The sequence below is a fragment of the Roseateles asaccharophilus genome, from assembly GCF_031458115.1.
Taxonomy (GTDB): Bacteria; Pseudomonadota; Gammaproteobacteria; order Burkholderiales; family Burkholderiaceae_C; genus Pelomonas; species Pelomonas asaccharophilus_A.
Genome location: NZ_JAVDXV010000007.1, coordinates 340,604 through 365,184, shown reverse-complemented (window position 1 = coordinate 365,184; position 24,581 = coordinate 340,604). Strand labels below are relative to the sequence as shown.

Sequence of the window (24,581 nt, the reverse complement as noted above, 5' to 3'; positions counted from 1 at the left end):
TGTTCGGCTTTCCCTTCACGGGCGGTTAGTCCCATCCTCCGAGGAGGTCCAGGAAAAGCGACTCCTCCATCGCTTTCGTTCGGCGCCCCCCGAACGTCTTGTGCCCGCGATTGCCCCAAAAGGGCCCTCGCGGGCTTTTTTGCTTTTGAGTGGCCGACTGAGCGGCTGCCGGCGATCTATGCCTTGCCGCTCTTGAGCAGGGCCATCGCCGTGCCGATCAGACCTGCAACCTCGGTCATGTTGCCGGGCACGATCATCGTGTTGTTCTTCTGTGCCAACTGCGCGTAGGCGTCCACAGCCTTTTCAGCCACCTTGAGCTGAACGGCCTGCTCACCGCCCGGTTGTTGGATGGCGTGTGCAATGCGTCCGATGGCATCGGCCGTGGCCACTGCCACGGCGCTGATGGCCGCCGCCTCGCCCTGGGCCTTGTTGATCTCGGCCTGTTTCTCGCCTTCGGAGCGTGCAATCGCGGCTTCGCGCTCGCCGGTGGCGATGTTGATCTGTTCTTGGCGACGACCTTCCGACGCGGCAATCAACGCGCGCTTCTCTCGTTCGGCCGTGATCTGCGCCTGCATGGAGTGCAGGATGGCGGGCGGTGGCGTCAGGTCCTTGATCTCATAGCGCAGTACCTTGACGCCCCAGTTCAGCGCGGCCTCGTCCAGCGCCTGCACGACGGAACTGTTGATGACGTCGCGCTCCTCGAAGGTGCGGTCCAGTTCCATGCGGCCGATGACCGAGCGCAGCGTGGTCTGGGCGAGCTGGGTGATCGCGACGACGTAGTTGCTGGCGCCATAGCTGGCCCGCATGGCGTCAGTGACCTGGAAGTACAGAATGCCGTCGACGGTGAGCTGCGTGTTGTCCTTGGTGATGCAGACTTGGCTGGGCACGTCGAGCGGGATCTCCTTCAGCGAATGCTTGTAGGCCAGGCGATCGACGAAGGGCACGAGGAAATTCAGGCCGGGCGTCAAGGTCGCGTGGTACTTGCCCAGGCGCTCGACGATCCAGGCGTTCTGCTGCGGCACCACCTTGACGGCGCGGATGACGAAGATGGCCGCGATGACCAGAATGACGAGCGCGATTTCCATGAGCCTTCCTGACTTTCCGAGATGAGGTGGGATTCAGCGATCCAGCAGCAGGCAGTTGCCTTCGACGGCGCGGATCACATGGCGGCCGCTCTGGGCCGTGCTGCTGCCGATGAAGCGGGCCTGCCAGGCCGCGCCGCGGTAGTGGACCTGGGCCAGGCCGTCAGGCGACCAGGTGTCGACTTGCACGCTCTGGCCGATGTCCAGATTGACGTCCGGGTTGCTGGTGGCTGGCGCCGCCTTTGGCGCCTTCGCGCGATGGCGATGCCAGATGATGACGGCGGCGCCGCCCACGATGGCCGCTGAGAGCACTTGGGTCGTTGGGGCAAGGCCGAAATGAGCCGCGACGGCGCCTGCAGCCGCTCCGCCGGCGAGCATCAGCAAGTAGAAGGTGCCAGTGGTCAGTTCTGCGGCGACCAGAACGCCTGCGACGATCCACCAGGCGGTGGCCCAATTCCAGTCCATCTTGCCTCCCACGGTTGTCGATCCAGTTTAGACCGTGCGTGCCGTAGGAATGACACGGTGGGAACACCTCTCGGCCCTACACTTCGCCGCTTCGTTTTTTGAAGCCCGCCCGCTGGAGGCCGCGATGATCCGTTTTCACTTCCCCATCGTCATCATTGACGAGGACTACCGTTCCGAGAACACCTCGGGCCTGGGCATCCGCGCGCTGGCCGAAGCCATCCAGAAGGAGGGCATGGAAGTGCTGGGCGTGACGAGCTACGGCGACCTGTCGCAGTTCGCCCAGCAGCAGAGCCGGGCTTCGGCCTTCATCTTGTCCATCGACGACGAGGAGTTCAGCACGGGACCCGATCTGGACCCGGCCGTGCTGAACCTGCGCAAGTTCATCGGCGAGATCCGCTTCCGCAACCCGGACATCCCGATCTACGTCTATGGCGAGACGCGCACCAGCCAGCACTTGCCCAACGATGTGCTGCGCGAACTGCACGGCTTCATCCACATGTTCGAGGACACGCCGGAGTTCGTGGCCCGCCACATCATCCGCGAGGCCAAGAGCTACCTCGACGGCCTGGCGCCGCCGTTCTTCAAGGCGCTGATGGACTACGCGGCCGACGGCTCCTACTCGTGGCACTGCCCGGGGCACTCCGGCGGCGTGGCCTTCCTGAAGAGCCCGGTCGGCCAGATGTTCCACCAGTTCTTCGGCGAGAACATGCTGCGCGCCGACGTCTGCAACGCGGTGGAAGAACTGGGCCAACTGCTGGACCACACCGGCCCGGTGGCTGCCTCGGAAAAAAACGCCGCGCGCATCTTCAACGCGGACCATTGCTTCTTCGTCACCAACGGCACGTCCACGTCCAACAAGATGGTGTGGCACCACACCGTGGCACCGGGCGATGTGGTCGTCATCGACCGCAACTGCCACAAGAGCAACCTGCACGCCATCATCATGTGCGGTGCGATCCCGGTGTTCCTGCCGCCCACGCGCAACCACTACGGCATCATCGGCCCCATCCCCGAGAGCGAGTTCAGCCCCGAGGCCATCCGCGCCAAGATCGCGGCCAATCCGCTGCTGGCCGGCGTTGATCCGGACAAGGTCAAGCCTGCCATCCTGACGCTGACGCAGAGCACCTATGACGGCGTGCTCTACAACACCGAGACCATCAAGAAGAACCTCGACGGCTACATCCCGACGCTGCATTTCGACGAGGCCTGGCTGCCGCACGCGGCCTTCCATGACTTCTACGGCCAGTTCCATGCGATGGGCAAGAACCGCGTCCGCCCGCAGGAGGCCATGGTCTATGCGACGCAGTCCACGCACAAGCTGCTGGCCGGCATCTCGCAGGCCTCGCAGGTGCTGGTGCAGGACTCGCAGACGGTGAAGCTGGACAAGCACCTCTTCAACGAGGCCTACCTGATGCACACCTCGACGTCGCCGCAGTACTCCATCATTGCGAGCTGTGACGTCGCCGCCGCCATGATGGAGCCGCCCGGCGGCACGGCGCTGGTGGAAGAGAGCATCAAGGAGTCGCTGGATTTCCGTCGCGCGATGCGCAAGGTCGAGGCCGACTACGGCGACGACTGGTGGTTCAAGGTCTGGGGGCCGGACTTCCTGCGCGCGGAGGAAGGCAGCGAGCCCGTGTCGGCCGACTGGATGCTGCATGCCGATGAGGACTGGCATGGCTTCGGCGGTCTGGCCGAAGGCTTCAACATGCTGGACCCGATCAAGTCCACCATCATCACGCCCGGGCTGGACATGGAAGGCCGCTTTGCCGCGACCGGCATTCCGGCCTCCGTGGTCACCAAGTTCCTCGTCGAGCACGGTGTGGTGGTCGAGAAGACCGGCCTGTACTCGTTCTTCATCATGTTCACCATCGGCATCACCAAGGGCCGTTGGAACACGCTGCTGACCGCGCTGCAGCAGTTCAAGGATGACTACGATAAGAACGCGCCGCTGTGGCGCATCCTGCCGGAGTTCTGCGCGCAGTTCCCGAAGTACGAGCGCATGGGCCTGCGCGACCTCTGCCAGGCCATCCACCAAGCCTATGCCGAGGGCGACATTGCGCGGCTGACGACAGACATGTACCTGTCCAACCTGCAGCCGGCCATGACGCCGACGGATGCCTACGCGCACATCGCGCAGCGCAAGACCGAGCGCGTGGGCATCGATGAACTGGAGGGCCGCATCACGACCTCGCTGCTGACGCCTTACCCGCCTGGCATCCCGCTGCTGATCCCGGGTGAGCGCTTCAACAAGAAGATCTGCGACTACCTGAAGTTCACGCGCAGCTTCAACGCCAAGTTCCCGGGCTTTGCCACCGACGTGCACGGCCTGGTCCACGAGGTGGACGAGGAAACCGGCCGCGGCCGCTACTACGTCGACTGTGTGAAGGCGTAAGGCATGAAAAAGGGCCCTCACGGACCCTGTAAACATCGGGCAGACTTTGTGTCTGCCTGAAGCTTCTTACTCCATTGCCATCGCGGTCTGGCTGAAGCCGCCATCCACGTAGGTGATCTCGGCGCTGATGCCGGCGGCCAGGTCCGACAGCAGGAACGCTGCCGTGTTGCCCACGTCGTCGATGGTCACGTTGCGGCGGATGGGGGCCTGAGCCGCAAACTGGCCCAGCAGCTTGCCGAAGTCCTTGATGCCCGAGGCGGCCAGTGTCTTGATCGGGCCGGCCGAGATGCCGTTGACGCGCACGCCCTTGGGGCCCATGGCCTGCGCCAGATAGCGCACGCTGGCCTCCAGGCTGGCCTTGGCCAGCCCCATGGTGTTGTAGTTGGGCACGATACGCAGCGCGCCAAGGTAGCTCAGCGTCAACAGCGCAGAACCTTCGCGCAGTCGCGGCGCGGCCAGTTTGGCCATGGCCGGGAAGCTGTAGGCCGAGATGTCGTGGGCGATGCGGAAGTTCTCGCGCGTCATGCCCTCGAGGAAATCGCCGGCAATCGCCTCGCGCGGCGCAAAACCGATGGAGTGCACGAAGCCGTCAAACTCCGGCCAGACCTCGCCCAACTGGTTGAACACGGCCTCCATCTGCTCGTCGCTGGTGACGTCGCAGTCGTAGATCAGCTTGGAATCGAATTCGGCCGCGAACTCGCTGATGCGGTCCTTGAAGCGCTCGCCCTGATAGCTGAACGCCAGTTCGGCGCCTTCGCGGTGGCAGGCGCGGGCGATGCCATAGGCGATGGAGCGGTTGGACAGCACGCCCGTGATCAGCAGCCGCTTCCCGGCGAGAAAGCCCATTCTTGTCTCCTGTGAGGTCTCAAACAGCCTGCGATTCTGGCATGCGGCGAGGTGGGCGGCTTGCCGGCACGGGACTTGCACAGTACAATCCGAGCTTCACTAGAAATGACAAGCCGCTTGGGCATTTGACAAAGCGGCTTTTCAACGAGCCCCGGACGATATCCCCCGGCGCAGGATTCTGGTGAACGAGTGGGCGGATTCATCCAGCCCATTTTTTTTGCTTTTTCGATTTTTCTCGGACCCGGAACGCATACCCCGCATGAGTTGGCAAACCGCTGTTGAAACGACCGTGACCGGCCTCGGTTACGAACTCGTGGACTGCGAACGCAGTGCCGGCGGATTGCTGCGCGTCACCATCGACAAGCTGGCGCCCCAAGCGGCCGCCGGCGAGTTGATCACGGTGGACGATTGCGAGAAGGTGACCCGCCAGCTGCAGTATGTGCTGGAGGTTGAGGCGTTCGACTACGCCCGGCTGGAAGTTTCTTCGCCGGGGCTGGATCGGCCGCTGCGCAATGCGGCGCATTACGCGCGTTTTGCCGGCCAGGAAATCGACATCACATTGAAGCTGCCTTTCCAGGGACGCAAGAAATACCGCGGCATCGTCAGCGCCCAGCCGGGCGCGACGAACGACCAGGCCTGGCGTCTGGTGTTCGACGACGGCGCCGCCGAGCAGGCGCTGGACTTCACGCTGGATGAAGTTCGTGACGCAAAGCTGGTGCCGGTCATCAGCTTCAAGGGGCGCGGCGGCGAGCCGGCTCCCGATCGCAAGCCGGGCCAGCGTGGCGTCATCAAGCCCAAGAAGGCAGCAAAGAAACAAGCGGGCGAGCCCAGTGAGGCGGCGCCCGGCCAAGACAAGGTTGACGGAGGTCTCAAGCAATGAACCGCGAAATGTTGATGCTGGTGGATGCGATCTCGCGCGAGAAGAGCGTAGAGCGCGATGTCGTGTTCGGTGCGGTAGAAGCCGCGCTGGCCTCGGCCACCAAGAAGATTTACGGCGGTGAGGCCGACATTCGCGTGGCCGTGGACCGCGACTCCGGCGAGTACGAGACCTTCCGCCGCTGGCATGTCGTGCCGAACGAAGCCGGCCTGCAGAACGCTGACGCCGAGATCCTGTTGTTCGAAGCGCAGGAACAGATCGCCGACATCGAGGTGGACGACCACATCGAGGAGCCCGTCGAGTCCGTGCCCATCGGCCGGATCGGCGCGCAGGCCGCCAAGCAGGTCATCCTGCAGAAGATCCGTGACGCCGAGCGCGAGCAGCTGCTGAACGACTTCATGTCGCGCGGCGAGAAGATCTTCGTCGGCACCGTCAAGCGCCTGGACAAGGGCGACATCATTGTCGAATCCGGCCGCGTCGAAGGCCGCCTGAAGCGCAGCGAGATGATCTCGAAAGAGAACCTGCGCACCGGCGACCGCGTGCGTGCCGTCATCCTGGGCGTTGACCCGACCCAGCGTGGCCCGCAGATCATGCTGTCGCGCTCGTCGCCTGAGTTCATGAAAGAGCTCTTCGCGCAGGAAGTGCCCGAGATCGAGCAAGGCCTGCTGGAGATCAAGAGCTGCGCCCGCGACAGCGGTTCGCGCGCCAAGATCGCCGTCATCAGCCATGACCGCCGTGTCGACCCCATCGGCACCTGCGTCGGCGTGCGCGGTTCGCGCGTCAACGGCGTGACGACCGAACTGGCTGGCGAGCGCGTGGACATCGTGCTGTGGAGCGAAGACCCGGCGCAGTTCGTCATCGGCGCACTGGCCCCGGCCAACGTGCAATCCATCGTCGTGGATGAAGAGCGCCACGCCATGGACGTGGTGGTTGACGAGGAAAACCTCGCCATCGCCATCGGCCGTGGCGGTCAGAACGTGCGCCTGGCTTCGGAGCTGACCGGCTGGCGCATCAACATCATGTCCGCCGAGGAATCCGCTGCCAAGCAGGAGCTGGAGACCGAGAGCATCCGCGCGCTGTTCGTCGAGAAGCTCGACGTCGACGCCGAAGTGGCCGACATCCTGATCGCCGAAGGCTTCACCAGCCTGGAAGAAGTGGCCTACGTTCCGATGCAGGAAATGCTGGAGATCGAGGCCTTCGACGAAGACACCGTCACCGAGCTGCGCACCCGTGCCAAGGACGCGCTGCTGACGATGGAAATCGCCAAGGAAGAGAAGGTCGAGGAGGTCTCGCAAGACCTGCGTGACCTGGAAGGCGTCACGCCCGAGCTGCTGGCCAAGCTGGCAGCCGGCGACATCAACACCCGCGACGACCTGGCCGACCTGGCCGTGGACGAATTGGTCGACCTGTCCGGCATGGACGAGGCGGCTGCGCGCGCGCTGATCATGAAGGCCCGTGAACACTGGTTCAACGCCTGATCAACACCGAAACGCCGCGCCGCACCGAAAGCAATCTGAAGGATCCCCACATGGCCGTGACTACCGTCGCCCAATTTGCCGCCGAGCTCAGCAAGCCGGCGGGCACGCTGCTGGAGCAGCTGCATGCCGCGGGCGTCAAGAAGTCTTCCGTCGACGACTCGCTGAGCGAGTCCGACAAGGAACGCCTGCTCGACCACTTGCGCTCGTCGCATGGCACCGCAGGCACCGAGCGCAAGAAGATCACGCTCGTCAAGAAGTCGACCACCGAGATCAAGCAGGCCGATGCCTCCGGCAAGGCCCGCACGATCCAGGTCCAGGTCAAGAAGACCCGCACCTTCGTCAAGCGTGACGAGGAAGCCGCGGCCGGTCCGGACGACGCCGAACTGCGTCGCCGCGAGGAAGAGGCCCAGGCCCAGGCCGAGGCACTGCGCCAGCAGGAAGAAGAGCTGGCTGCCAAGGTCAAGGCCCGCGAGGAGGCCGAGCGCGTTGCGCGTGAAGCCGCCGCCGCCAAGGCTGCCGCCGAAGCCGCCGCTGCCGAAGCCGCCGCCAAGGCCGCTGCCGAAGCTGCCGCCGCCGCGGCTGCTGCCAAGGCCGAGCCCAAGGTCGACGAGCAGGCCGAGGCCCGCGCCCGCAGCGCCGCAGCCGCCGCCGCCGAAGCCGCCGCACTGAACAAGGCCGCCGCCTCCAAGCGCGCTGCCAAGGCTGCGCCGGCCCCCGAGGCGCCCGAGGTCGTGGCACCGCCGCCGCCGGCCCCGGCCGAAGTCGTCGCGCCGCCGCCTTCGGCTCCCGCGCCCGTCGAGGCTGCCAAGCCCGCGCTGCGCGTGGTCAAGGCCGTCGATGCCGCTGCCGAAGAAAAGCAGAAGCAGGACGACCTGGCTCGCCGCCGCAAGGCCGCCGAGGAAGAGGCCGCCAAGATCCGCGCGATGATGAACGCGCCCAAGAAGGTCTTGGTCGCGCCCAAGAAGGAAGAGCCCAAGCCGGCCGAAGGCGCGGGCATCAAGGGCACCATCCACAAGAAGGCGGGCGCTCCGGCGCCGGCCACGGCTGCCCCCGGTGCAGGCGCCGGCAAGCCGGGCGACAAGAAGTCGGTCAAGTCCGAGAAGCTGTCGTCCAGCTGGGCCGACGACGCCGCCAAGAAGCGCGGTCTCAAGACCATCGGCTCCGGCCCCGCCGGCGCAGGCCGCCCGGGCGGCGGTGGCAACTGGCGTGCTCCGGCGCGCGGTGGCCGCGGTGGCCGTGGTGGTCGCGAGGACGGTGGCTCCAACTTCACGCCGCCGGCCGAGCAGCAGATCATCGAGGTCCATGTGCCGGAGACCATCTCGGTCGCCGACCTGGCCCACAAGATGTCCGTGAAGGCTGCCGAGGTCATCAAGCAGCTGATGAAGCTGGGCCAGATGGTCACCATCAACCAGCAGCTGGACCAGGAAACGGCCATGATCCTCGTCGAGGAAATGGGCCACAAGGCCATGGCCGCCAAGCTGGACGACCCGGATGCCTTCCTGGAAGAAGAGGGCGCCAGCGCCGAGCAGCAGCACGAGTCGCTGCCCCGCGCGCCGGTCGTCACCGTCATGGGCCACGTGGACCACGGCAAGACCTCGCTGCTGGACTACATCCGCCGCAGCCGTGTTGCAGCGGGCGAAGCTGGCGGCATCACGCAGCACATCGGCGCGTACCACGTGGAAACGCCGCGCGGCATGATCACCTTCCTGGACACCCCGGGTCACGCGGCCTTCACGGCGATGCGGGCTCGCGGTGCCAAGGCGACGGACATCGTCATCCTGGTCTGTGCGGCCGATGACGGTGTCATGCCGCAGACCAAGGAAGCCATCCACCACGCGAAGGCCGCCGGCGTGCCCATCGTGGTCGCGATGACCAAGATCGACAAGCCGGACGCCAACGCCGAGCGCGTGAAGAGCGAATTGGTGGCCGAACAGGTCGTGCCGGAAGAATTCGGCGGTGATTCGCCGTTCATCGGTGTGTCGTCCAAGACCGGCCAGGGCATCGACGACCTGCTGGAGCAAGTGCTGCTGCAGGCCGAAGTGCTGGAGCTGAAGGCGCCGGTGGAATCCATGGCCAAGGGCCTGGTCATCGAAGCCAAGCTGGACAAGGGCCGCGGCCCGGTCGCGACGGTGCTGGTGCAGAGCGGCACGCTCAAGCGCGGCGACGTCGTGCTGGCTGGTTCCACCTATGGCCGCGTGCGCGCCATGCTGGACGAGGACGGCAAGCCCGCCACCGAGGCCGGCCCGTCCATCCCGGTCGAGATCCAGGGCCTGACCGAAGTGCCGCAAGCCGGCGACGAGTTCATGGTGCTGGGCGACGAGCGCCGTGCCCGCGAGGTCGCGACCTTCCGTCAGGGCAAGTACCGCGACGTCAAGCTGGCCAAGCAACAGGCCGCCAAGCTGGAGAACATGTTCGACAACATGGGCGAAGGCCAGGCGCAGGTGCTGCCGCTCATCATCAAGGCCGACGTGCAGGGCTCGCAGGAAGCGCTGGCCGCTTCGCTGCTCAAGCTCAGCAACGCCGAGGTCAAGGTGCAGATCGTCCACGCGGCGGTCGGCGGCATCAGCGAGTCCGACGTCAACCTGGCCATCGCGTCCAAGGCCGTCATCATCGGCTTCAACGTGCGGGCCGATGCCGGTGCGCGCAAGCTGTCCGAGGGCAACGGCGTGGACCTGCGCTACTACAGCATCATCTACGACGCCGTGGATGATGTGACCAGTGCAATGTCCGGCATGCTGGCGCCCGAGCAGCGCGAGGAAGCTCTCGGCACGGCCGAGATCCGCGTCGTGTTCGTCGCGTCCAAGATCGGCACGGTGGCCGGTTCGATGGTCACCAGCGGCCTGGTCCGCCGGGGCGCCAAGTTCCGCCTGCTGCGCGACAACACCGTGGTCTACACGGGCGAAGTCGAGTCGGTGCGGCGCGAGAAGGACGACGTGCGCGAAGTCAAGGAAGGCTTCGAGTGCGGTATCAAGCTCAAGAACTACAACGACATCAAGGAAGGCGATCAGCTGGAGTTCTTCGAAATCAAGGAAGTCGCCCGCACGCTGTAACGCTTCGCTCTGAGGGTGAACCCCGCCCCTCGGGGCGGGGTTTGTTCTTTCAGGAGATCGCACCATGAGACACAAACGCGCCATTCCCAACCGCAGCTTCCGCGTCGCCGACCAGATCCAGCGCGATTTGGCCGAGCTCATCCGTGAGCTGAAGGACCCGCGCATCGGCATGGCCACCATCAGCGCGGTCGAGGTCACGCCTGACTACGCCCATGCCAAGGTGTTCTTCTCGGTGCTGATCGGCGACGCGAAGGAAACGCAGGACGCGTTGAACGAGGCCGCCGGCTACCTGCGCAACGGCTTGTTCAAGCGCCTGCAGATCCACACGGTGCCAACGCTGCACTTCCAGTTCGACCGCACCACCGAGCGCGCGGCCGAGATGAGCGCGCTGATCAGCAAGGCCAATGCGACGCGCGCGGCCGAGGATGAGGAACCCAATGACTGACGCTGCGGTCATCGCTGCGAAGCCTGCCCGGGTGCGCGTGCAACGCCGCCCGCTGCATGGCGTGTTGTTGCTCGACAAGCCGCTGGGCCTGTCGAGCAACGACGCGTTGCAGAAGGCGAAGTGGCTGCTGCGCGCCGAGAAGGCCGGTCACACCGGCACGCTGGACCCGCTGGCGACCGGCCTGCTGCCGCTGTGCTTCGGCGCGGCTACGAAGTTCAGCCAGGTCAGCCTGGACGCCGACAAGCGCTACCTGGCCACGCTGGCGCTGGGTGTGCGCACGACCACCGGCGACGCCGAGGGCGAGGTGCTGGAGCGCATTGATGCCGGCCACATCGCCCCCGAGCAGATCGCTGCCACCTGCGCCGCGTTCACCGGCGAGATCGACCAGATGCCGCCGATGTTCTCGGCGCTGAAACACGAAGGCAAGGCGCTGTACGAGTACGCGCGCCAGGGCATCGAGATCGAGCGCAAGAGCCGTCGCGTCACGATTCACAGCATCGACATCGTCGCGATGCAGGCTGGCACCGTGACTCTCGATGTCCGTTGCACCAAAGGCACCTACATCCGCACGCTGGCCGAAGACATCGGCACGAAGCTGGGTGTGGGCGCATCGTTGGCCGCGCTGCGCCGCACTGGTTCCGGCGGCCTGACGCTGGATGGCGCCGTGACGCTGGCCCAGATCGAGGCCATGCCCGACGAGGCCCGCGCCGCGCTGCTGACGTCCCCCGATCGACTTCTGTGCGATGCGCCCGAGTTGCGCCTGGACATGCAGGAAGCCGTGCGCTTCCTGTCCGGCCTGCGCCGGCGCGTCGATGCACCCGATGCCGAGCGCGTGCGCGTCTACGGCCCCGAAGCGCGTGCCTTCCTCGGCAGCGCCCACATCACTTCTGGCGAACTGATCGCCGACCGCCTGTTGACCCCGCCGGAGGTCCAGGCTCTGCTAGAGAAGCTATGAACGGCTCCCTCGCGCCCGCTTATCCCGCCGCAGTGCCGCCACTCAGCGTTGCAAATGCTCGTCGTAGCCCCGCTACGGCTGTGCTTTGCGCCTTGATTGGCGACACTTCGACGGTCTGCTCGGCCGTGCAGGAGCCATTCACAGCTTCCGCCTGAATCCGGTTTTTATAGAAGCTTGCAGTCATGACCACCCCGATCCGCAACATCGCCATCATTGCCCACGTCGACCATGGCAAGACCACCATGGTTGACCAACTGCTGCGCCAGAGCGGCACGTTCGCCGACCACGAGAAGGTCGTCGACACCGTGATGGACAGCAACGCCATCGAACGCGAACGCGGCATCACCATCCTGGCCAAGAACTGCGCGGTCAGCTGGGGTGGCACGCACATCAACATCGTCGACACGCCCGGACACGCGGACTTCGGCGGTGAAGTGGAGCGCGCGCTGTCGATGGTCGACGGCGTGGTGCTGCTGATCGACGCGCAGGAAGGCCCGATGCCGCAGACGCGCTTCGTCACGAAGAAGGCGCTGGCCCTGGGCCTCAAACCCATCGTCGTCGTCAACAAGGTCGACAAGCCGGGCGCTAAGTGCGACGCCGTCATCAACGCCGCGTTCGACCTGTTCGCCAACCTCGGCGCCAACGACGAGCAGCTGGATTTCCCTGTGGTCTACGCCTCCGGCATCAACGGCTGGACGTCGCTGAAAGAAGGCGCGCCGGGCGAGAAGTGGGGCCCCGACATGTCGGCCCTGTTCGAGACCATCCTGAAGCACGTGCCGCCGCAGTCCGGCGACGCCTCGGCGCCGCTGCAACTGCAGATCTCGGCACTGGACTTTTCCACCTTCGTCGGCCGCATCGGCGTGGGCCGCATCAGCCAGGGCACCATCAAGCCGGGCCAGCAGGTCACCGTGATGGAAGGCCCGGACGGCAAGGCCGTCAACGGTCGCATCAACCAGGTGCTGACCTTCCACGGCCTGGACCGCGTGCAGGTCACCGAAGCCGGCCCCGGCAACATCGTGCTGATCAACGGCATTGAGGACATCGGCATCGGCGTGACCGTGACCGACCCGGCCAACCCGCAGCCGCTGCCCATGCTGAAGGTGGACGAGCCGACGCTGACGATGAACTTCTGCGTCAACACCAGCCCGCTGGCCGGCCGCGAAGGCAAGTACGTCACCAGCCGCCAGATCTGGGACCGCTTGCAGAAGGAACTGCAGCACAACGTGGCGCTGCGCGTCTCCGAGACCGATGAAGACGGCATCTTCGAGGTCTGCGGCCGCGGCGAACTGCACCTGACCATCCTGCTGGAGAACATGCGCCGCGAAGGCTACGAGCTGGCGGTCTCCAAGCCGCGCGTGATGTTCAAGGACATCGACGGCGTGAAGAGCGAGCCGATGGAAATGGTGACCGCCGACGTCGAGGAAACCCACCAGGGTGGCGTCATGCAGGCGCTGGGCCTGCGCAAGGGCGAGATGATCAACATGGAGCCGGACGGCAACGGCCGCGTGCGCCTGGAGTACCGCATCCCGGCGCGTGGCCTGATCGGCTTCGCCAACGAGTTCATGAACCTGACGCGTGGCTCGGGCCTGATCTCGTCGATCTTCGACGGCTACGAAGCCCACAAGGGCGACATCGGCGGCCGCAAGAACGGCGTGCTGATCTCCATGGACGACGGCGAGATCTTCACCTACGCGCTGGGCAAGCTGGACGACCGCGGCCGCATGTTCGTGAAGCCGAATGACCCGGTCTACGAAGGCATGATCGTCGGCATCCACAACCGCGACAACGACCTGGTCGTCAACGCCACGCGCACCAAGCAGCTGACCAACTTCCGCGTCAGCGGCAAGGAAGACGCGATCAAGATCACGCCGCCCATCGACCTGACGCTGGAGTACGGCGTGGACTTCATCGATGACGACGAGCTGGTCGAAATCACGCCCAAGAGCGTGCGGGTGCGCAAGCGCTTCCTGACAGAGAACGAGCGGAAGCGTGCAGCGCGCGCTTAAGCGCACGCAGCACGCTCGCGTTCCGCGGGAATGTTGAGCTCCCCCAGCCCCCTCCAGGAGGGGGCTCTAGTCAGAGTTTTGCCCGCGCCCCTTTTCAGGGGCGCTCTTGTTTGATGACGCACCGGTCTGCTGTCTTGCTGATGCTGCTGGTCACGCTGATGTGGAGTTCGGCGGGCGTGGTCACGCGGCATCTGGATGCGGCGCGGGGTTTCGAGATCACGTTCTGGCGCAGCGCGTTCAATGCGCTGGCGCTGGTCGCGATCCTGGGTGTCATGCGGGGCAGGGCGCTGCTGCCGGCACTGCGCGGTGCGGCGGTCTGGGCCTCCGGCGTCTGCTGGGCCGTCATGTTCACCGCCTTCATGGTGGCGCTGTCGTTGACGACGGTGGCCAACGTGCTGGTGACGATGTCGCTGTCGCCTCTGTTCACGGCCGTGTTCGCGTGGCTGTTCCTCAAGCAACCGGTGCCCGCGCGCACCTGGGCTGCCATCGTTATCGCCGGTGCCGGCATCGCCTGGATGTTCGGCGGCCAGTTGGGCGGGCCGCTGACTGGCGTCATCGTCGCGCTGGGGGTGCCGCTGGCGGCCGCGAGCAACTGGTGCCTGCTGCAAAAGGTGGGGCAGGGCGCCGGCACCGACATGCTGCCCGCGGTGCTCATCGGCGCGCTGCTGTCCGCCGCCGTGACCCTGCCGCTGGCTTGGCCGCTGCAAGCCAGCGTGCATGACCTGGGCCTGCTCGGCTTCCTCGGCGTGTTCCAGCTCGCCATTCCCTGCCTGCTGGCCGTGCGCCTGGCCCGCGAGTTGCCTGGCCATGAGTTGGCGCTGCTGGGTCAAGCTGAAACCCTGCTTGGCGTGCTGTGGGCCTGGTTTTTTGCGGGCGAACACCCAGGCAGCGCCGCCCTGATCGGCGGTAGCCTCGTGCTCGCCGCGCTGGTCGCCAACGAGGCGTTGGCTCCTTCCTCCGTCAAACCCGTTTTGAAGAACGCATGAGTGATCTGATCCCGCCCCTGGTATCCGATGGCCAGATCCTGGCCCAGGTCAACGGTTGCCTTGGCCTGATCACGCTGAACCGGCCGCAGGCGCTGAACGCGCTGTCGCTGGTCATGATCCGCGACATGGCGGCGCTGCTGAGCCATTGGGCCACGCGCCCCGAGATCCAGGCCGTCGCCGTGCTCGGTGCCGGCCGGGAAGGCAAGGCGCCGGCCTTTTGCGCCGGTGGCGACATCCGCTTTTTCCACCAGGCAGCGCACGCCGGTGACACGGCGCTGGACGACTTCTTTACCGAGGAATACCGCCTCAACCACCAGATCCACGCCTACCCCAAGCCCTACATCGCGCTGATGGACGGCATCGTCATGGGCGGCGGCATGGGCATCAGCCAGGGCGCCAAGCTGCGCGTGCTGTCCGACCGCTCGCAGCTGGCCATGCCCGAGACCGGCATCGGCCTGTTCCCCGACGTGGGCGGCGGCTACTTCCTGAGCCGGTGCCCCGGCCATGTTGGCGAGTGGCTGGCGCTGGCGGGGCAGACCATCGCCGCCGGCGATGCGATCGAATGGGGGCTGGGCGATGTCTACGTCAGCACCGACAACTGGGACAGCCTGGTCACCGCGCTGTGCAACAGTCCGCAACCCAGCGCGGAGCATGTCGTCGCCACCATCATGGAACGTGCCGACCTCGCGCCCACGGCCGACCCCAAGGCGGTGGCGGAGCGCATCGACCGGCATTTCGGCCTGCCGACGCTGTCCGCCATTCTCGACTCGCTGAAGCACGCCGACGACCCCTGGGCCCAGGAGACCCACGCAGCGCTGCTGAAGCGCTCGCCGACGATGCTTGCCGTCACGCTGGAACTGGTGCGCCGCGGCCGCGCGCTCAGCCTGGCCGACGACCTGAGGCTGGAGAGAGACCTCGTGCACCACGCCTTCCACCTGCGCGGCGCAGCCCGCAGCGAGACGGTGGAGGGCATACGCGCACTGGCCATCGACAAGGACCATGCGCCGCGCTGGCAGCCGGCGGAGATTGATTCGGCCGAGGTCGCTGCCTTTTTTACCAGCCCCTGGGAGCTTGACTCTCATCCGCTGAAGGATCTGGCATGAGCGCCGTGGTGTCAGCCGCCGGTACCGAAGCCAGACCTGCGGTTCCCCAGGCTCGCAGCACGAGCTTCAACCCCGGCCTGCAGGGCATGCGGGGCCTGGCGATCTCGCTTGTGCTGCTCAACCATGCGAGCGTTCCTGGGTTCGCGGGCGGTTTCGTCGGTGTTGACGTCTTCTTTGTGATTTCGGGTTATCTCATCGGTGGCTTGTTGTTGCGTGAACTGGAAACGCACGGGACCATCGATCTGTGGGCATTCTTCGGCCGTCGCGTACGTCGGTTGTTGCCGGCTTCGGCCCTGGCACTGGTGGTCACGCTTGTCGGCATGCGGTACCTGTACGCACCCCACGAGCAGGACGAGTTGCTGTCATCGATGCGTGCGGCGGCTCTTTACGCCGTGAACATCTGGTTCGCCAGCCGACCGACCGACTACTTTGGTGGCCACACAGAGGCCAACCCCCTGCTGCATCTTTGGTCGCTTGCGGTCGAGGAACAGTTCTATTTGCTGTGGCCGCTGCTGCTGCTTGCCGTGGTGCGACTAACGGGGCGTGGCGCTCGACACGCAACGTTCTGGCTGGTGGCTGTGCTGGGCGTGACGAGCTTGGTCGCCTGCGTGGTGGTGTCGCTCATCAAGTACAAGCTCGCGTTCTTCCTCACGCCGTTTCGGATCTGGGAGTTCGCAGCGGGAATGGCCGTCATGGGCAGCGCGCACCTCGTTGCGAACTTGAACAAACGATGGGTCACGGGGCTGGGTCTTACCGCACTGCTCGCGCTCGTGCTGGTCAGCCTGACCTTTGACGGCCGGATGAGGTTTCCAGGAGGCTGGGCGGTGATTCCCGTGCTTGCCGCGGTCATGCTGCTTGTGGTGGTCCAACGGGGCCGACAGTCCTTGGTCGGCAGGTGGCTGGAGGCCCGTTGGCTGCGATGGCTGGGCGATTGCTCGTACTCGGTCTACCTCTGGCATTGGCCTGTACTGATCGTCGCCACACAGTTCTTTCCGAAGCCCGATCCGTGGTTGACCGTAGCACTCCTCGCAGTCTCTATCGCGCTGGGGCGGCTCTCTTATCGTTTGGTGGAGCAGCCATTTCTGCACGGGCTGCTGCAGGACTGGTCGGCCCGGAGGATTGTTTTGGCGGGGCTCGCGCTGTGCATCATGGTTGCAGTGGCAGCGCAACTGACTCGGAAGTTCGTCCACGTGACACCCGAGCAGGGCCGGTTCCTGAAGGCAGCTAAATGGACGGTGGTTGATAGCACCGAGTGCCTCACGCTGGCGCCAGCCCTGGATCAGCCGGCGTGCGAGTTCGGCAGCAAGCAGCCGCGTGCCACCGTCGTTCTCTTCGGCGATTCCCATGCGTCGCAATGGTTCGTGCCACTCCAGCATCTGGCCGAGAAGCACGGCTTGCGGCTGGTGGCGCTGACCAAGGCGGCCTGTCCGTCGGTGGACGTGACGGTCCAGGTTTACACGACGTTGAACGAGTACCGCGAATGCACGATCTGGCGCGAGCGCATGCTCAAGCGCATCGAGGCGATGAAACCCGAGGTGGTCGTGATGGCCAACTCATCTGGCTACAGCATCGTGCCGAAGCATTGGCAAGCCGGGCTGGACCGCACGATCACCCGCTTGCAAGGCATGGGTGTGCGCATCGGCTACATCCGCGACACACCCTTTCCCGGCTTTGACGTCCCGACCTGCCATGCACGGTCAGCATGGCGGGGGTGGTCGTTGGGGCAGGCCTGCACCTATCTGGTGGCCGATGACGAAGCGCGTCTCAGCCCCATCGCTCAGGTGGAGGAGATCGCACTGAAACAGCGGGGCGCAACGTTCATCAACTTGGCCGCGTCCATGTGTTCCGCAGCCGTTTGCGAAACGGCCAGGGATGGCATGGTGATGTTCATGGACCGCAACCACCTGACCGAAGACTTTGCGCTCAGCCTGGCGCCGCAACTGGAGTCGCCGCTGTTGCAGCTTGTGAACGCGCCGACTCCATAGAACGCTGTCCCGGCGGCGGACCCTGTCTTTGCACGCCCTCGATAATTGCAGCGTGACTTCCACTGCCTTCTCCCCCTGGCGCCTGTCCGTCGCCCCCATGATGGATGGGACGGATCGAAGGCTATAAGCCATTGCAAATCAGCTGGTTGGCGATTGGATCGCGGGGGCGTGTAGCAATTCCGTAGCACCGGCGACCGAGAAGCAGGATGTTGAGGAGCCTGCGGCCGGTGATGCAGGATCTGCGTCTCTTCAGCTGGGTCGCTAGCCGACAGATTGATCGTGCGCGTGGGATCACGCCAGTCCAGCGACCGATGAACACGCGTGTGAAGGTGCGAGCGCGCCAGGCCCAGCGCGTCGCGGACTGCCTTCACGGCTCGTCCTTGGGTAACAAGAGCGCGCGCGATCCAGTTTCCTGCTCGAGGATCTCGTTCTCCATCGTGTTCTTGCCCAGGTCAGATGATCTCCCTCAGATTGCTGCCACCGTCGGGGTCGCCATCGCTATCGCGGCTGGCTTGCGGGTTGACTTTTCCCACCCGACGTTTCGATTCCTTCTTGCGCAGGGAGTTGCTCTGTCGAGAGTCGAGGATCCTGAAGAAGGTGGCCAGCAACCCGAGCGTCAAGGCCAAACTCAGAAAGACCCATTTGTTCCCGTTGTAGCTCCCGGTTGCGGCGATGGTGGTGTTGGGGGCCGTGCTGTTGGGTGCAAGGGTGTCGTTCTGCGCCGGCGCCTGAAACAAGGGGTCGTCGGTACCCGGTATGGTCATCAACATCTGGGCCGCTGCCTGCAGCACCATCGCGGTGAAGAGGTAGACCCGCCGCCACTGGTTCTGCGCCGACCAGATCAGCGCAGCATCGTTGGCGATCTGAAGCCCGGCAGCCACGCCAGTGGTCGCCAGAGATGTATCGACCCGGGTTGCCGTGTTGAGGAAGGCGTTCACCGGGCCGTTCACCAGCGACAGGGCGCCCGTCGTCAGCGGGATGACGTGCTCCCTGAAGAGCGCGCCTTTCGACAACGCCTCACCGTCTTCCTTCAGGTAGTCGGTGGCTTTGCCGATTCGCTTGCGCAGATCCTTGTTGTCGCTGTCGAGCCGGGAAATGGCGGCGTCTTTCGACTGCAACGTTTGCCGGCCTTCGCCGTTCAGCGTGAGGAGTCGCAGCAAGAGGGCGTCCTTGACATCACCTGCAAGGCTTTCGTTCAACAGTAGGCGGATGTCGTCTGCCGACATCGTGTCGGTTTCGAGGTCGTCCTCCGCGGGCGGCTTTTGACCAACTGGTTTGTACTTCCCAGTGCTGGACCGGCGTATCCGAATGAGTTGTGCGGGCGGGCCGAAGCTCTCGCCTGGCTGATCGTGCTTCACCGGTGCCACGCCCAGTTCCCCCAGCTGGCGCAGCTGGGTCGCCTGGCGCGTGCTGCAGGCCAATTGGGCTGACGCGATGCCGCCGCGCGGGCTGACCCCGCGCTGGGCTGCGGGTTTCGATGTCGCGGGCTGGTGTTCTTGCAGGGAGTGGCGCATGGCGGGCTCCGGGTGGGTCGATGCAGACCGGCTGGTGTCTGGCCCGGCAGGCTGCAGACATCACTTCTATTGCTCTTTTTTCTCTTCTTTCACGGGCTTGGGCCTTGCCATCCGCTTCATGTAGCACAACCCTGAACCTGAACCATCTTTAGCGGGCAACTCAGACATCGATGAAATCTGGGCGTCATCGGACTGGCTGGCCATGGCAAATCTTGAAGGAGGCGCTCCCCGAGGCGAGGCCTCCGAGGACAGCTGCGGGCGTGATCAGCGCTCACCTGGACATGTTCGGACGGCGGGGGGCGACAAAGCGCAGACCAAACACTTCGCGTCTGGCTATGAGAACTTCGAGGTCAAGGTCCATGGCTCACTCAACCTGTTCAAGAGCTCGATCAACACGAGCTGGAAACCGACCTAGGCGACCAGCTTCACAGTAGTGGCAAGGGGCGGTCAACTTCTCCGACCTTCTTGAGCTCGGTGATCAGCCTCTTCTGCAAATCTTTCGCAGTGATGTCTTTCTCGCCCTTGACCGGCATTTTCTCGAGCGAACCGACCGAATCGCGAGGCAAGTGCTTCAACTGGGCGGTCGGCTGGCGCGACTCACGAGGTATGCCGTCGATCAGTGTCCGCCGGGCCGCCGCTTGCGACTCAGAGGTCAGCTCTTGCGGGCTGACGGCCTTTCTCAACTGCAGCGACGCTCCCTCGGCCTGTTCGCCCATCACATCCGCTTCTTCCTCCAACGCCAGGTCGTCATTCACGCCCACTCCCGCCATCTGCATCGTGGCCTGCACGCGACCCTGCCACTGCTGCACCACATGCCAGGCCTCGTGCGGAAGATGCTGCTCCTGGCCCGGGCCGAGATGGATGTCATTGCCCTGCGCGTAGGCCAACGCGTTGAGCTGGGCCGGCTGGCTGGAGTTGCGGTGCACGCGAACTTCCGACATGTCCATGCCCGACAGCGATTCGATGCCGGCCTTCAGTCCATCCGGCAGGCCGGTGCGGTTCTCCTGGCGCTGCGCCGGCTCGGCGCGCAACTGGGCGGCGCCAGCTTCGTCGTCTTCCTCCATGCCTTCGGCCCGTTGCACGGACCCAGCCCTCACGTCGTCCAGTTGGCGGCGCTGAGCCACCTGGCGCGGGCTCAGCGCCAGTTTTGCGGACAGGTTGCCGCCACTTGGTCCCGCCTCGCGTTGGGCGGCGGGTTGCCGGGTGGCGTGCTGGTGCTCTTGCACGGTGTGCTGCATGGCGGGCTCCGAGTGAGTAAAAGCGAAGCGGCGGACGAGAGACAGTCGCCGTTACGTCACCAACTCGACCGTAGCGATCTTGCCCTTCAGGTGGTCCCAGGTGGCTTTCGCCTTGCCGAGCGCTACGCTCACATAGCCTGTCTCGCTCTTCAAACCGAAACCACCGACGCTCTTGCCCTCGCCCCCCTTGCTGATGAAGTTCGGGCTGTCACGCACGTCCCGGACCTCCTTGCTGCCGGCGGCGTTGAGGTGGAGGCAGATCAGCCTCGCGCCGCTGGCCCGCTTTTGGCGATAGTGCTTCACGGTGTGGGCTCTGTCACCGAAGTGGCCCTTCAGTGGTGCTTCTACCGCAGCTCCTACTTGGACGAATCCCGTGAAATTGAGGGTGGGAATATTGTTGAGGGTGGCCCAGTCATACAGGGCCTGCACATCATCGGCACCACGAGCGGAATAGAGCTTGATGTCTGTGCCGGGGTTCTGCCCTGCCACGTCGTTCCGCTTCTTGACAGTTGTCTCGCCTTTGAGTCCCTTCAGGGGGGTCTCGTAGAAAAACTTTTGGCCACCCCAGTCGGCCAAGGTCTGGTTGAGCTCCCGAAGGCACTCATCGAGACTGTCAAACTCCACCTCCTGGCCGGCGAGCGTGTCGTAGATGGTGACCTGCGCTTCCGACAGGTCCAGCAGGGTGCCCTTCTCACGCTGGTATCGCTTCTCGAAGTCTTTTCGACTACCGGGTGTGAGTTTGATCAGTTTCTTTGTTTCCGTTTTGGAAACGTTGACCTTCATCAACTGGGCTGGCACGGAGCCTTCCCGTCCTCGCACGTCCGTGGGCGTGCCGGGTCCGTTCGAGGATCGACCGTCAACTTGAACTCCGGGTGCGTTCGAGACACCGTCCTCAATCGCTGGTTCGAACAGCGTGTCGAAGGGAGGCGAGGTTAAGTCTTGGCTGTTTCCCCACTCCGTTCTCAACTGCACCGCCCGTCCTCCCATCACGTCGGCCTCGCTCTCCAACCCCTTATCGTCATTCACATCAACCCCTGCCATCTGCATGGTCGGCTGCACCCGTCCCTGCCGCTGCTGCACGACATGCCAGGCCTCATGCGGCAGGTGCTCCTCCTGCCCTGGCCCCAGGTGAATGTCATTGCCCTGCGCGTAGGCCAGCGCATTGAGCTGGGCCGGTTGGCTGGAGTTGCGGTGCACGCGTACGTCCGACATATCCATGCCGGACAGCGATTCGATACCGGCCTTGAGGCCGTTTGGCAGGCCGGTGCGGTTCTCCTGCCGCCGTGCCTGTTCAGCGCGCAATTGCGCGACGCCGCCGTCCTCCTCTTGCAACTCGGCTGCCACCTGCTGCACCGTGCTGCCCAGCGTTTGGCCAATGAGGTGGCGCTGCGCCAGTTGGCGCGGGCTGGTGGCGAGTTGTGCCGAGAGTCGGCCGCGGCTCTCGCGCGACTCTCGATGCGCAGCAGTTGATGAGGTGGTGGGCTGCTGGCGCTGTGTGGTGTCTTTCATGAGGCGCTCCTGTTGGACGAAGGACGATGCGTTGCTGCGGCGGCTGCCCCAATCACGGTTTCTCAACCTGCCGCCTGAACGTCAACACGATGCCCGCCAGCACCAGCACGACCACCAGCACCATCAGCGGCAGATTGCCCTTGCGCAGTTCGTTCAGTGCGGGGTCGCAGGTGAAAAGGGACAGGGTCACGGCCAGAGTGGCGATGCCGGCCGCCCACAGGCCCATCAGGTAGAGCCGGCCCAGGCGGCGCACGCTGCAGTTCCAGCCGTAGGCGAAGAGAGCGCCGCCCGTGGTCAGCAGCAGGGCCTCCAGCAGCAGCCGTAGCGGCATGCGCAGTGGGCAGACGAGCTGGCAGAAAGGGCTGTCCGAGTCGAGGTAATCCCAGAAGCGCTCGCTCAGGCGCACCAGCACCTTCTCGCCAGTGCCGCGGTTGTTCGTGGGTAGCGGCCAGAAGGCGACGCCGCCGAAGGACCAGCCGATGTAGACGAGGTCGCGGTCCAGGGAGTCGTAGTCGGCGGGCGGCATCGGCCGCGGCGCCCCGCCTGCATGCAGCAGCACTGGCACGAGGCTGCCCAGCAACGCCATGCGGTCTTCGCCGACGAGCTCGTCGTTGAAGTCGGCGCGCGAGCGCAGCTGCATCTTGTCGACGTCGCCACCCACTCCCAGCGGTACCAGGAAGCGCACGCTGATGTCGCCAGTTCCTTTGTAGGTATCGTCGGACTTGTAGGTCGCCGCAGCGGCACTGCGGTCCTTTGGATTGAGATCCCCCGTGGCGCGGCCCTTCTCGGCCCTCTTCATGATCTCCATCAGGTGGCCGAAGCGGAAGGCTGTTCCCGGCTCGCCGATCAGGTGCTGGGGCACGACGAGGTTGAGGTGAAAGTGACGGCGCGGCTGCTGCTCCATCACCGTCACCAGCTCAAACAGGAACGCGCGGTAGAAGGCCTGGAAGGCGGCGGACCGGGCTTCTTCGTCGCTGACGTCGAAGAAGACGGTCACGCCGTCGTACAGGTATGAGGTCTCGCGCCAGCCGGGCGGCAGCAACGGCTCCAAGCGGCCTTGCAGGTCCTCGGGGCGGCGGTCGAGCATGTCGCGCACCTGGTCGCCCGCCGTCTTCACCACCTGCTCGAGGGCGGCCTTGGGCAGCTCCATGAGCGCACGGAAGTTGCGCCGGTAGAGGACGAGGTCGACGTTGACGGCATGCCTGTCTGCCTGGCGGGCGAAGCCGCCGCCCGGGCTGTCCCAACCGCGCGGCTTCATGAACTCGCCGTTGCTGCGCAGCACGACGCCCATGTACTGCAGCCGCGTGAACTTGTCGAAGCGCACCGGCAGGGCGCCCTTGCTGCCGTCGTTCAACCAGTAGGGCAGGAAGGCGAACACGTCGTTGCTCGCGTCGGGCAGGGTGCAGCCGCAGCCGTCCCCGTTCAGCTGCAGAGGACTGGCCGCGTCGAGCGGATGCTCGACCGCGGCCTGTTGGACGATCTCGTCGACCGTGGCCGCCGGCATCAGCATGTCGTAGAAGGCCGGCAGCGGCAGCCGGCCGCTGGCCAGGGCCTTCTGCAAGACTTTCTCGGCGGCCGAGGGCTTGGGCGCTGCGGGACCCGAGGCTGCGGGGGCAGTGGGGCGGGAGGAATCGGTCGGATCGCCGCCGCGCGGGCAGCGGGTCACGACCTCCTCCTTGGATTCCAGGCCGATGGCATTCACGTGGCGCAGGAAGTACTCGCAGTGCCGCGCGCGCAGGGAGTCCATGAAGACGGCCAGCGTCGGATGCTCGACGTTCAGCAGCGGCAGCAGCATCTCCCGCAGCTGCTCCACCGTCGGTGCGTAGATGACGGGCGCCGGCGGCGCCTTTGTGGCCGGCGGCTCGCCTTCCGCGGAGGACTGGCTGGCGGCCTCGGCCTTCTTGTTGTCCAGCTCCTCCTGCGCCACGCCGAGCAGCGCATCGAGCTTGGCCTGCGTGAGCAGATAAGTCACGGGTGGCAGCGGGTCGCTGGGTACGGTGCGGTCCGCCTGTTCGAGGCTGAGAGTGCGCGGCATGCGCTTGGGCGACGCGGCAGTTGGCGTGGCCCCGAGGATGCGCAGCACGTAGGGCGCCCGGTCTACACGCGGTGGGTCGTTGGCGTCGGTCACGGTCAGCTCGAAGCTGTAGTTTCCGGTCGCCGTGGGCGTGCCCGCCAGCCGGCCTATGGCGTCTAGCGCCAGCCCGGGCGGCAAGCTGCCCTCGACGGTGAAGCGGTAGGGCGCGCGGCCGCCGCGCACGAGGTCGCGGGGCTTGTAGGGTTGGTTGATGCGGCCGCTGGGCAGGGGCACGGTCTGGTAGACCAGTTCTAGCGTGCCAGCGGCGGAGGCGGCCGAGGCCGCAGGCGCGACAGACGATATGGGCAGCAGCGAGACCTCGGGCTCCCGGCGTGGTGGCACGGGCTGGGTCACGACGCCGGCATGGCTCGGTGCCGCCGATGTGGCTGGCGTGCCGGCGGGGCCTTGCGCGGCGGCATGCAGCATGACGAGGCCGCCGGCCAGCAGCACGCCCGCCAGGAAGACGCGTAGCCGCGCGCAGTGCCGGCATGGCGGGCCGGCAGGGGTGGCCGGAGCAGGCGGCGGGCTGTCGTCCGCCCAGTCGTTGCGACGGCGAGGGAAGCGGAGTTTTTGCAT

General features: G+C 65.4%; 18 protein-coding genes. 10 read left to right on the top strand and 8 right to left on the bottom strand.

Going from position 1 to position 24,581, the window contains the following annotated elements:
- Positions 1 to 176 precede the first annotated feature (176 nt).
- Positions 177 to 1,085, bottom strand: a complete 909-nt coding sequence (locus J2X21_RS18790) for an SPFH domain-containing protein (protein WP_310331165.1) — start codon at positions 1,083 to 1,085, stop codon at positions 177 to 179.
- A 33-nt stretch (positions 1,086 to 1,118) separates the two neighbouring features.
- Complete coding sequence (locus J2X21_RS18785; RefSeq protein WP_310331162.1) at positions 1,119 to 1,547, bottom strand: NfeD family protein; 429 nt, start codon at positions 1,545 to 1,547, stop codon at positions 1,119 to 1,121.
- Positions 1,548 to 1,671: 124 nt separating this feature from the next.
- On the opposite strand from J2X21_RS18785, the gene J2X21_RS18780 reads away from it, so the two are divergent.
- The gene (locus J2X21_RS18780; protein WP_310331160.1) at positions 1,672 to 3,939 is read left to right on the top strand and encodes an arginine/lysine/ornithine decarboxylase; all 2,268 of its coding nucleotides are present in this window, start codon (positions 1,672 to 1,674) and stop codon (positions 3,937 to 3,939) included.
- A 66-nt stretch (positions 3,940 to 4,005) separates the two neighbouring features.
- Here the strand turns inward: J2X21_RS18780 and fabI are convergent, their stop codons facing one another.
- Entirely contained in the window at positions 4,006 to 4,785 is a 780-nt protein-coding gene (fabI, locus tag J2X21_RS18775; RefSeq protein WP_310331158.1) for an enoyl-ACP reductase FabI, read from the bottom strand.
- A gap of 259 nt (positions 4,786 to 5,044) precedes the next feature.
- Here fabI and rimP point away from each other — a divergent pair, with 259 nt between their 5' ends.
- The 9 genes from rimP to J2X21_RS18730 all read left to right on the top strand — a co-directional run bounded on the left by rimP (position 5,045) and on the right by J2X21_RS18730 (position 17,670).
- Positions 5,045 to 5,665: a ribosome maturation factor RimP gene (gene rimP, locus J2X21_RS18770; protein ID WP_310331239.1), complete on the top strand. Its 621-nt coding sequence runs from the start codon at positions 5,045 to 5,047 to the stop codon at positions 5,663 to 5,665.
- Positions 5,662 to 7,140 carry a transcription termination factor NusA gene (gene nusA / locus J2X21_RS18765; RefSeq protein ID WP_310331156.1) on the top strand — a complete coding sequence of 493 codons (1,479 nt, stop codon included), beginning with the start codon at positions 5,662 to 5,664 and terminating at the stop codon, positions 7,138 to 7,140. The genes rimP and nusA overlap by 4 nt, the downstream gene beginning before the upstream one ends.
- 50 nt (positions 7,141 to 7,190) lie before the next feature.
- A complete protein-coding gene (gene infB / locus J2X21_RS18760) occupies positions 7,191 to 10,190 on the top strand; it encodes a translation initiation factor IF-2 (protein WP_310331154.1) in 3,000 nt (999 codons plus the stop codon).
- 64 nt (positions 10,191 to 10,254) lie between these two features.
- Complete coding sequence (gene rbfA / locus J2X21_RS18755; RefSeq protein WP_310331153.1) at positions 10,255 to 10,635, top strand: 30S ribosome-binding factor RbfA; 381 nt, start codon at positions 10,255 to 10,257, stop codon at positions 10,633 to 10,635.
- On the top strand, positions 10,628 to 11,590 hold the full coding sequence (gene truB, locus J2X21_RS18750) for a tRNA pseudouridine(55) synthase TruB (protein ID WP_310331152.1): 963 nt from the start codon (positions 10,628 to 10,630) through the stop codon (positions 11,588 to 11,590). The genes rbfA and truB overlap by 8 nt, the downstream gene beginning before the upstream one ends.
- Before the next feature lie 182 nt (positions 11,591 to 11,772).
- A complete protein-coding gene (typA, locus tag J2X21_RS18745; protein WP_310331150.1) occupies positions 11,773 to 13,596 on the top strand; it encodes a translational GTPase TypA in 1,824 nt (607 codons plus the stop codon).
- 113 nt (positions 13,597 to 13,709) lie between these two features.
- On the top strand, positions 13,710 to 14,582 hold the full coding sequence (locus tag J2X21_RS18740; RefSeq protein WP_310331148.1) for a DMT family transporter: 873 nt from the start codon (positions 13,710 to 13,712) through the stop codon (positions 14,580 to 14,582).
- Positions 14,579 to 15,685: an enoyl-CoA hydratase/isomerase family protein gene (locus J2X21_RS18735; RefSeq protein WP_310331146.1), complete on the top strand. Its 1,107-nt coding sequence runs from the start codon at positions 14,579 to 14,581 to the stop codon at positions 15,683 to 15,685. Before J2X21_RS18740 ends, J2X21_RS18735 begins: the two co-directional genes overlap by 4 nt.
- A complete protein-coding gene (locus J2X21_RS18730) occupies positions 15,682 to 17,670 on the top strand; it encodes an acyltransferase family protein (RefSeq protein ID WP_310331144.1) in 1,989 nt (662 codons plus the stop codon). Before J2X21_RS18735 ends, J2X21_RS18730 begins: the two co-directional genes overlap by 4 nt.
- Positions 17,671 to 18,122: 452 nt before the next feature.
- On the opposite strand, the gene J2X21_RS18725 is transcribed toward J2X21_RS18730, so the two are convergent.
- The 5 genes from J2X21_RS18725 to J2X21_RS18705 form a co-directional block, all read right to left on the bottom strand.
- Positions 18,123 to 19,184, bottom strand: coding sequence for a hypothetical protein (locus J2X21_RS18725; RefSeq protein ID WP_310331143.1), 1,062 nt, complete (start codon positions 19,182 to 19,184; stop codon positions 18,123 to 18,125).
- A gap of 66 nt (positions 19,185 to 19,250) precedes the next feature.
- Entirely contained in the window at positions 19,251 to 19,388 is a 138-nt protein-coding gene (locus tag J2X21_RS18720; RefSeq protein WP_310331140.1) for a hypothetical protein, read from the bottom strand.
- Positions 19,389 to 19,609: 221 nt separating this feature from the next.
- The gene (locus tag J2X21_RS18715) at positions 19,610 to 20,422 is read right to left on the bottom strand and encodes an eCIS core domain-containing protein (protein WP_310331139.1); all 813 of its coding nucleotides are present in this window, start codon (positions 20,420 to 20,422) and stop codon (positions 19,610 to 19,612) included.
- Between the two features lie 51 nt (positions 20,423 to 20,473).
- Positions 20,474 to 21,931 (bottom strand): eCIS core domain-containing protein, encoded by a 1,458-nt coding sequence (locus J2X21_RS18710; RefSeq protein WP_310331138.1) that lies wholly within the window; start codon positions 21,929 to 21,931, stop codon positions 20,474 to 20,476.
- Between the two features lie 52 nt (positions 21,932 to 21,983).
- Complete coding sequence (locus J2X21_RS18705) at positions 21,984 to 24,581, bottom strand: Ig domain-containing protein (protein WP_310331136.1); 2,598 nt, start codon at positions 24,579 to 24,581, stop codon at positions 21,984 to 21,986.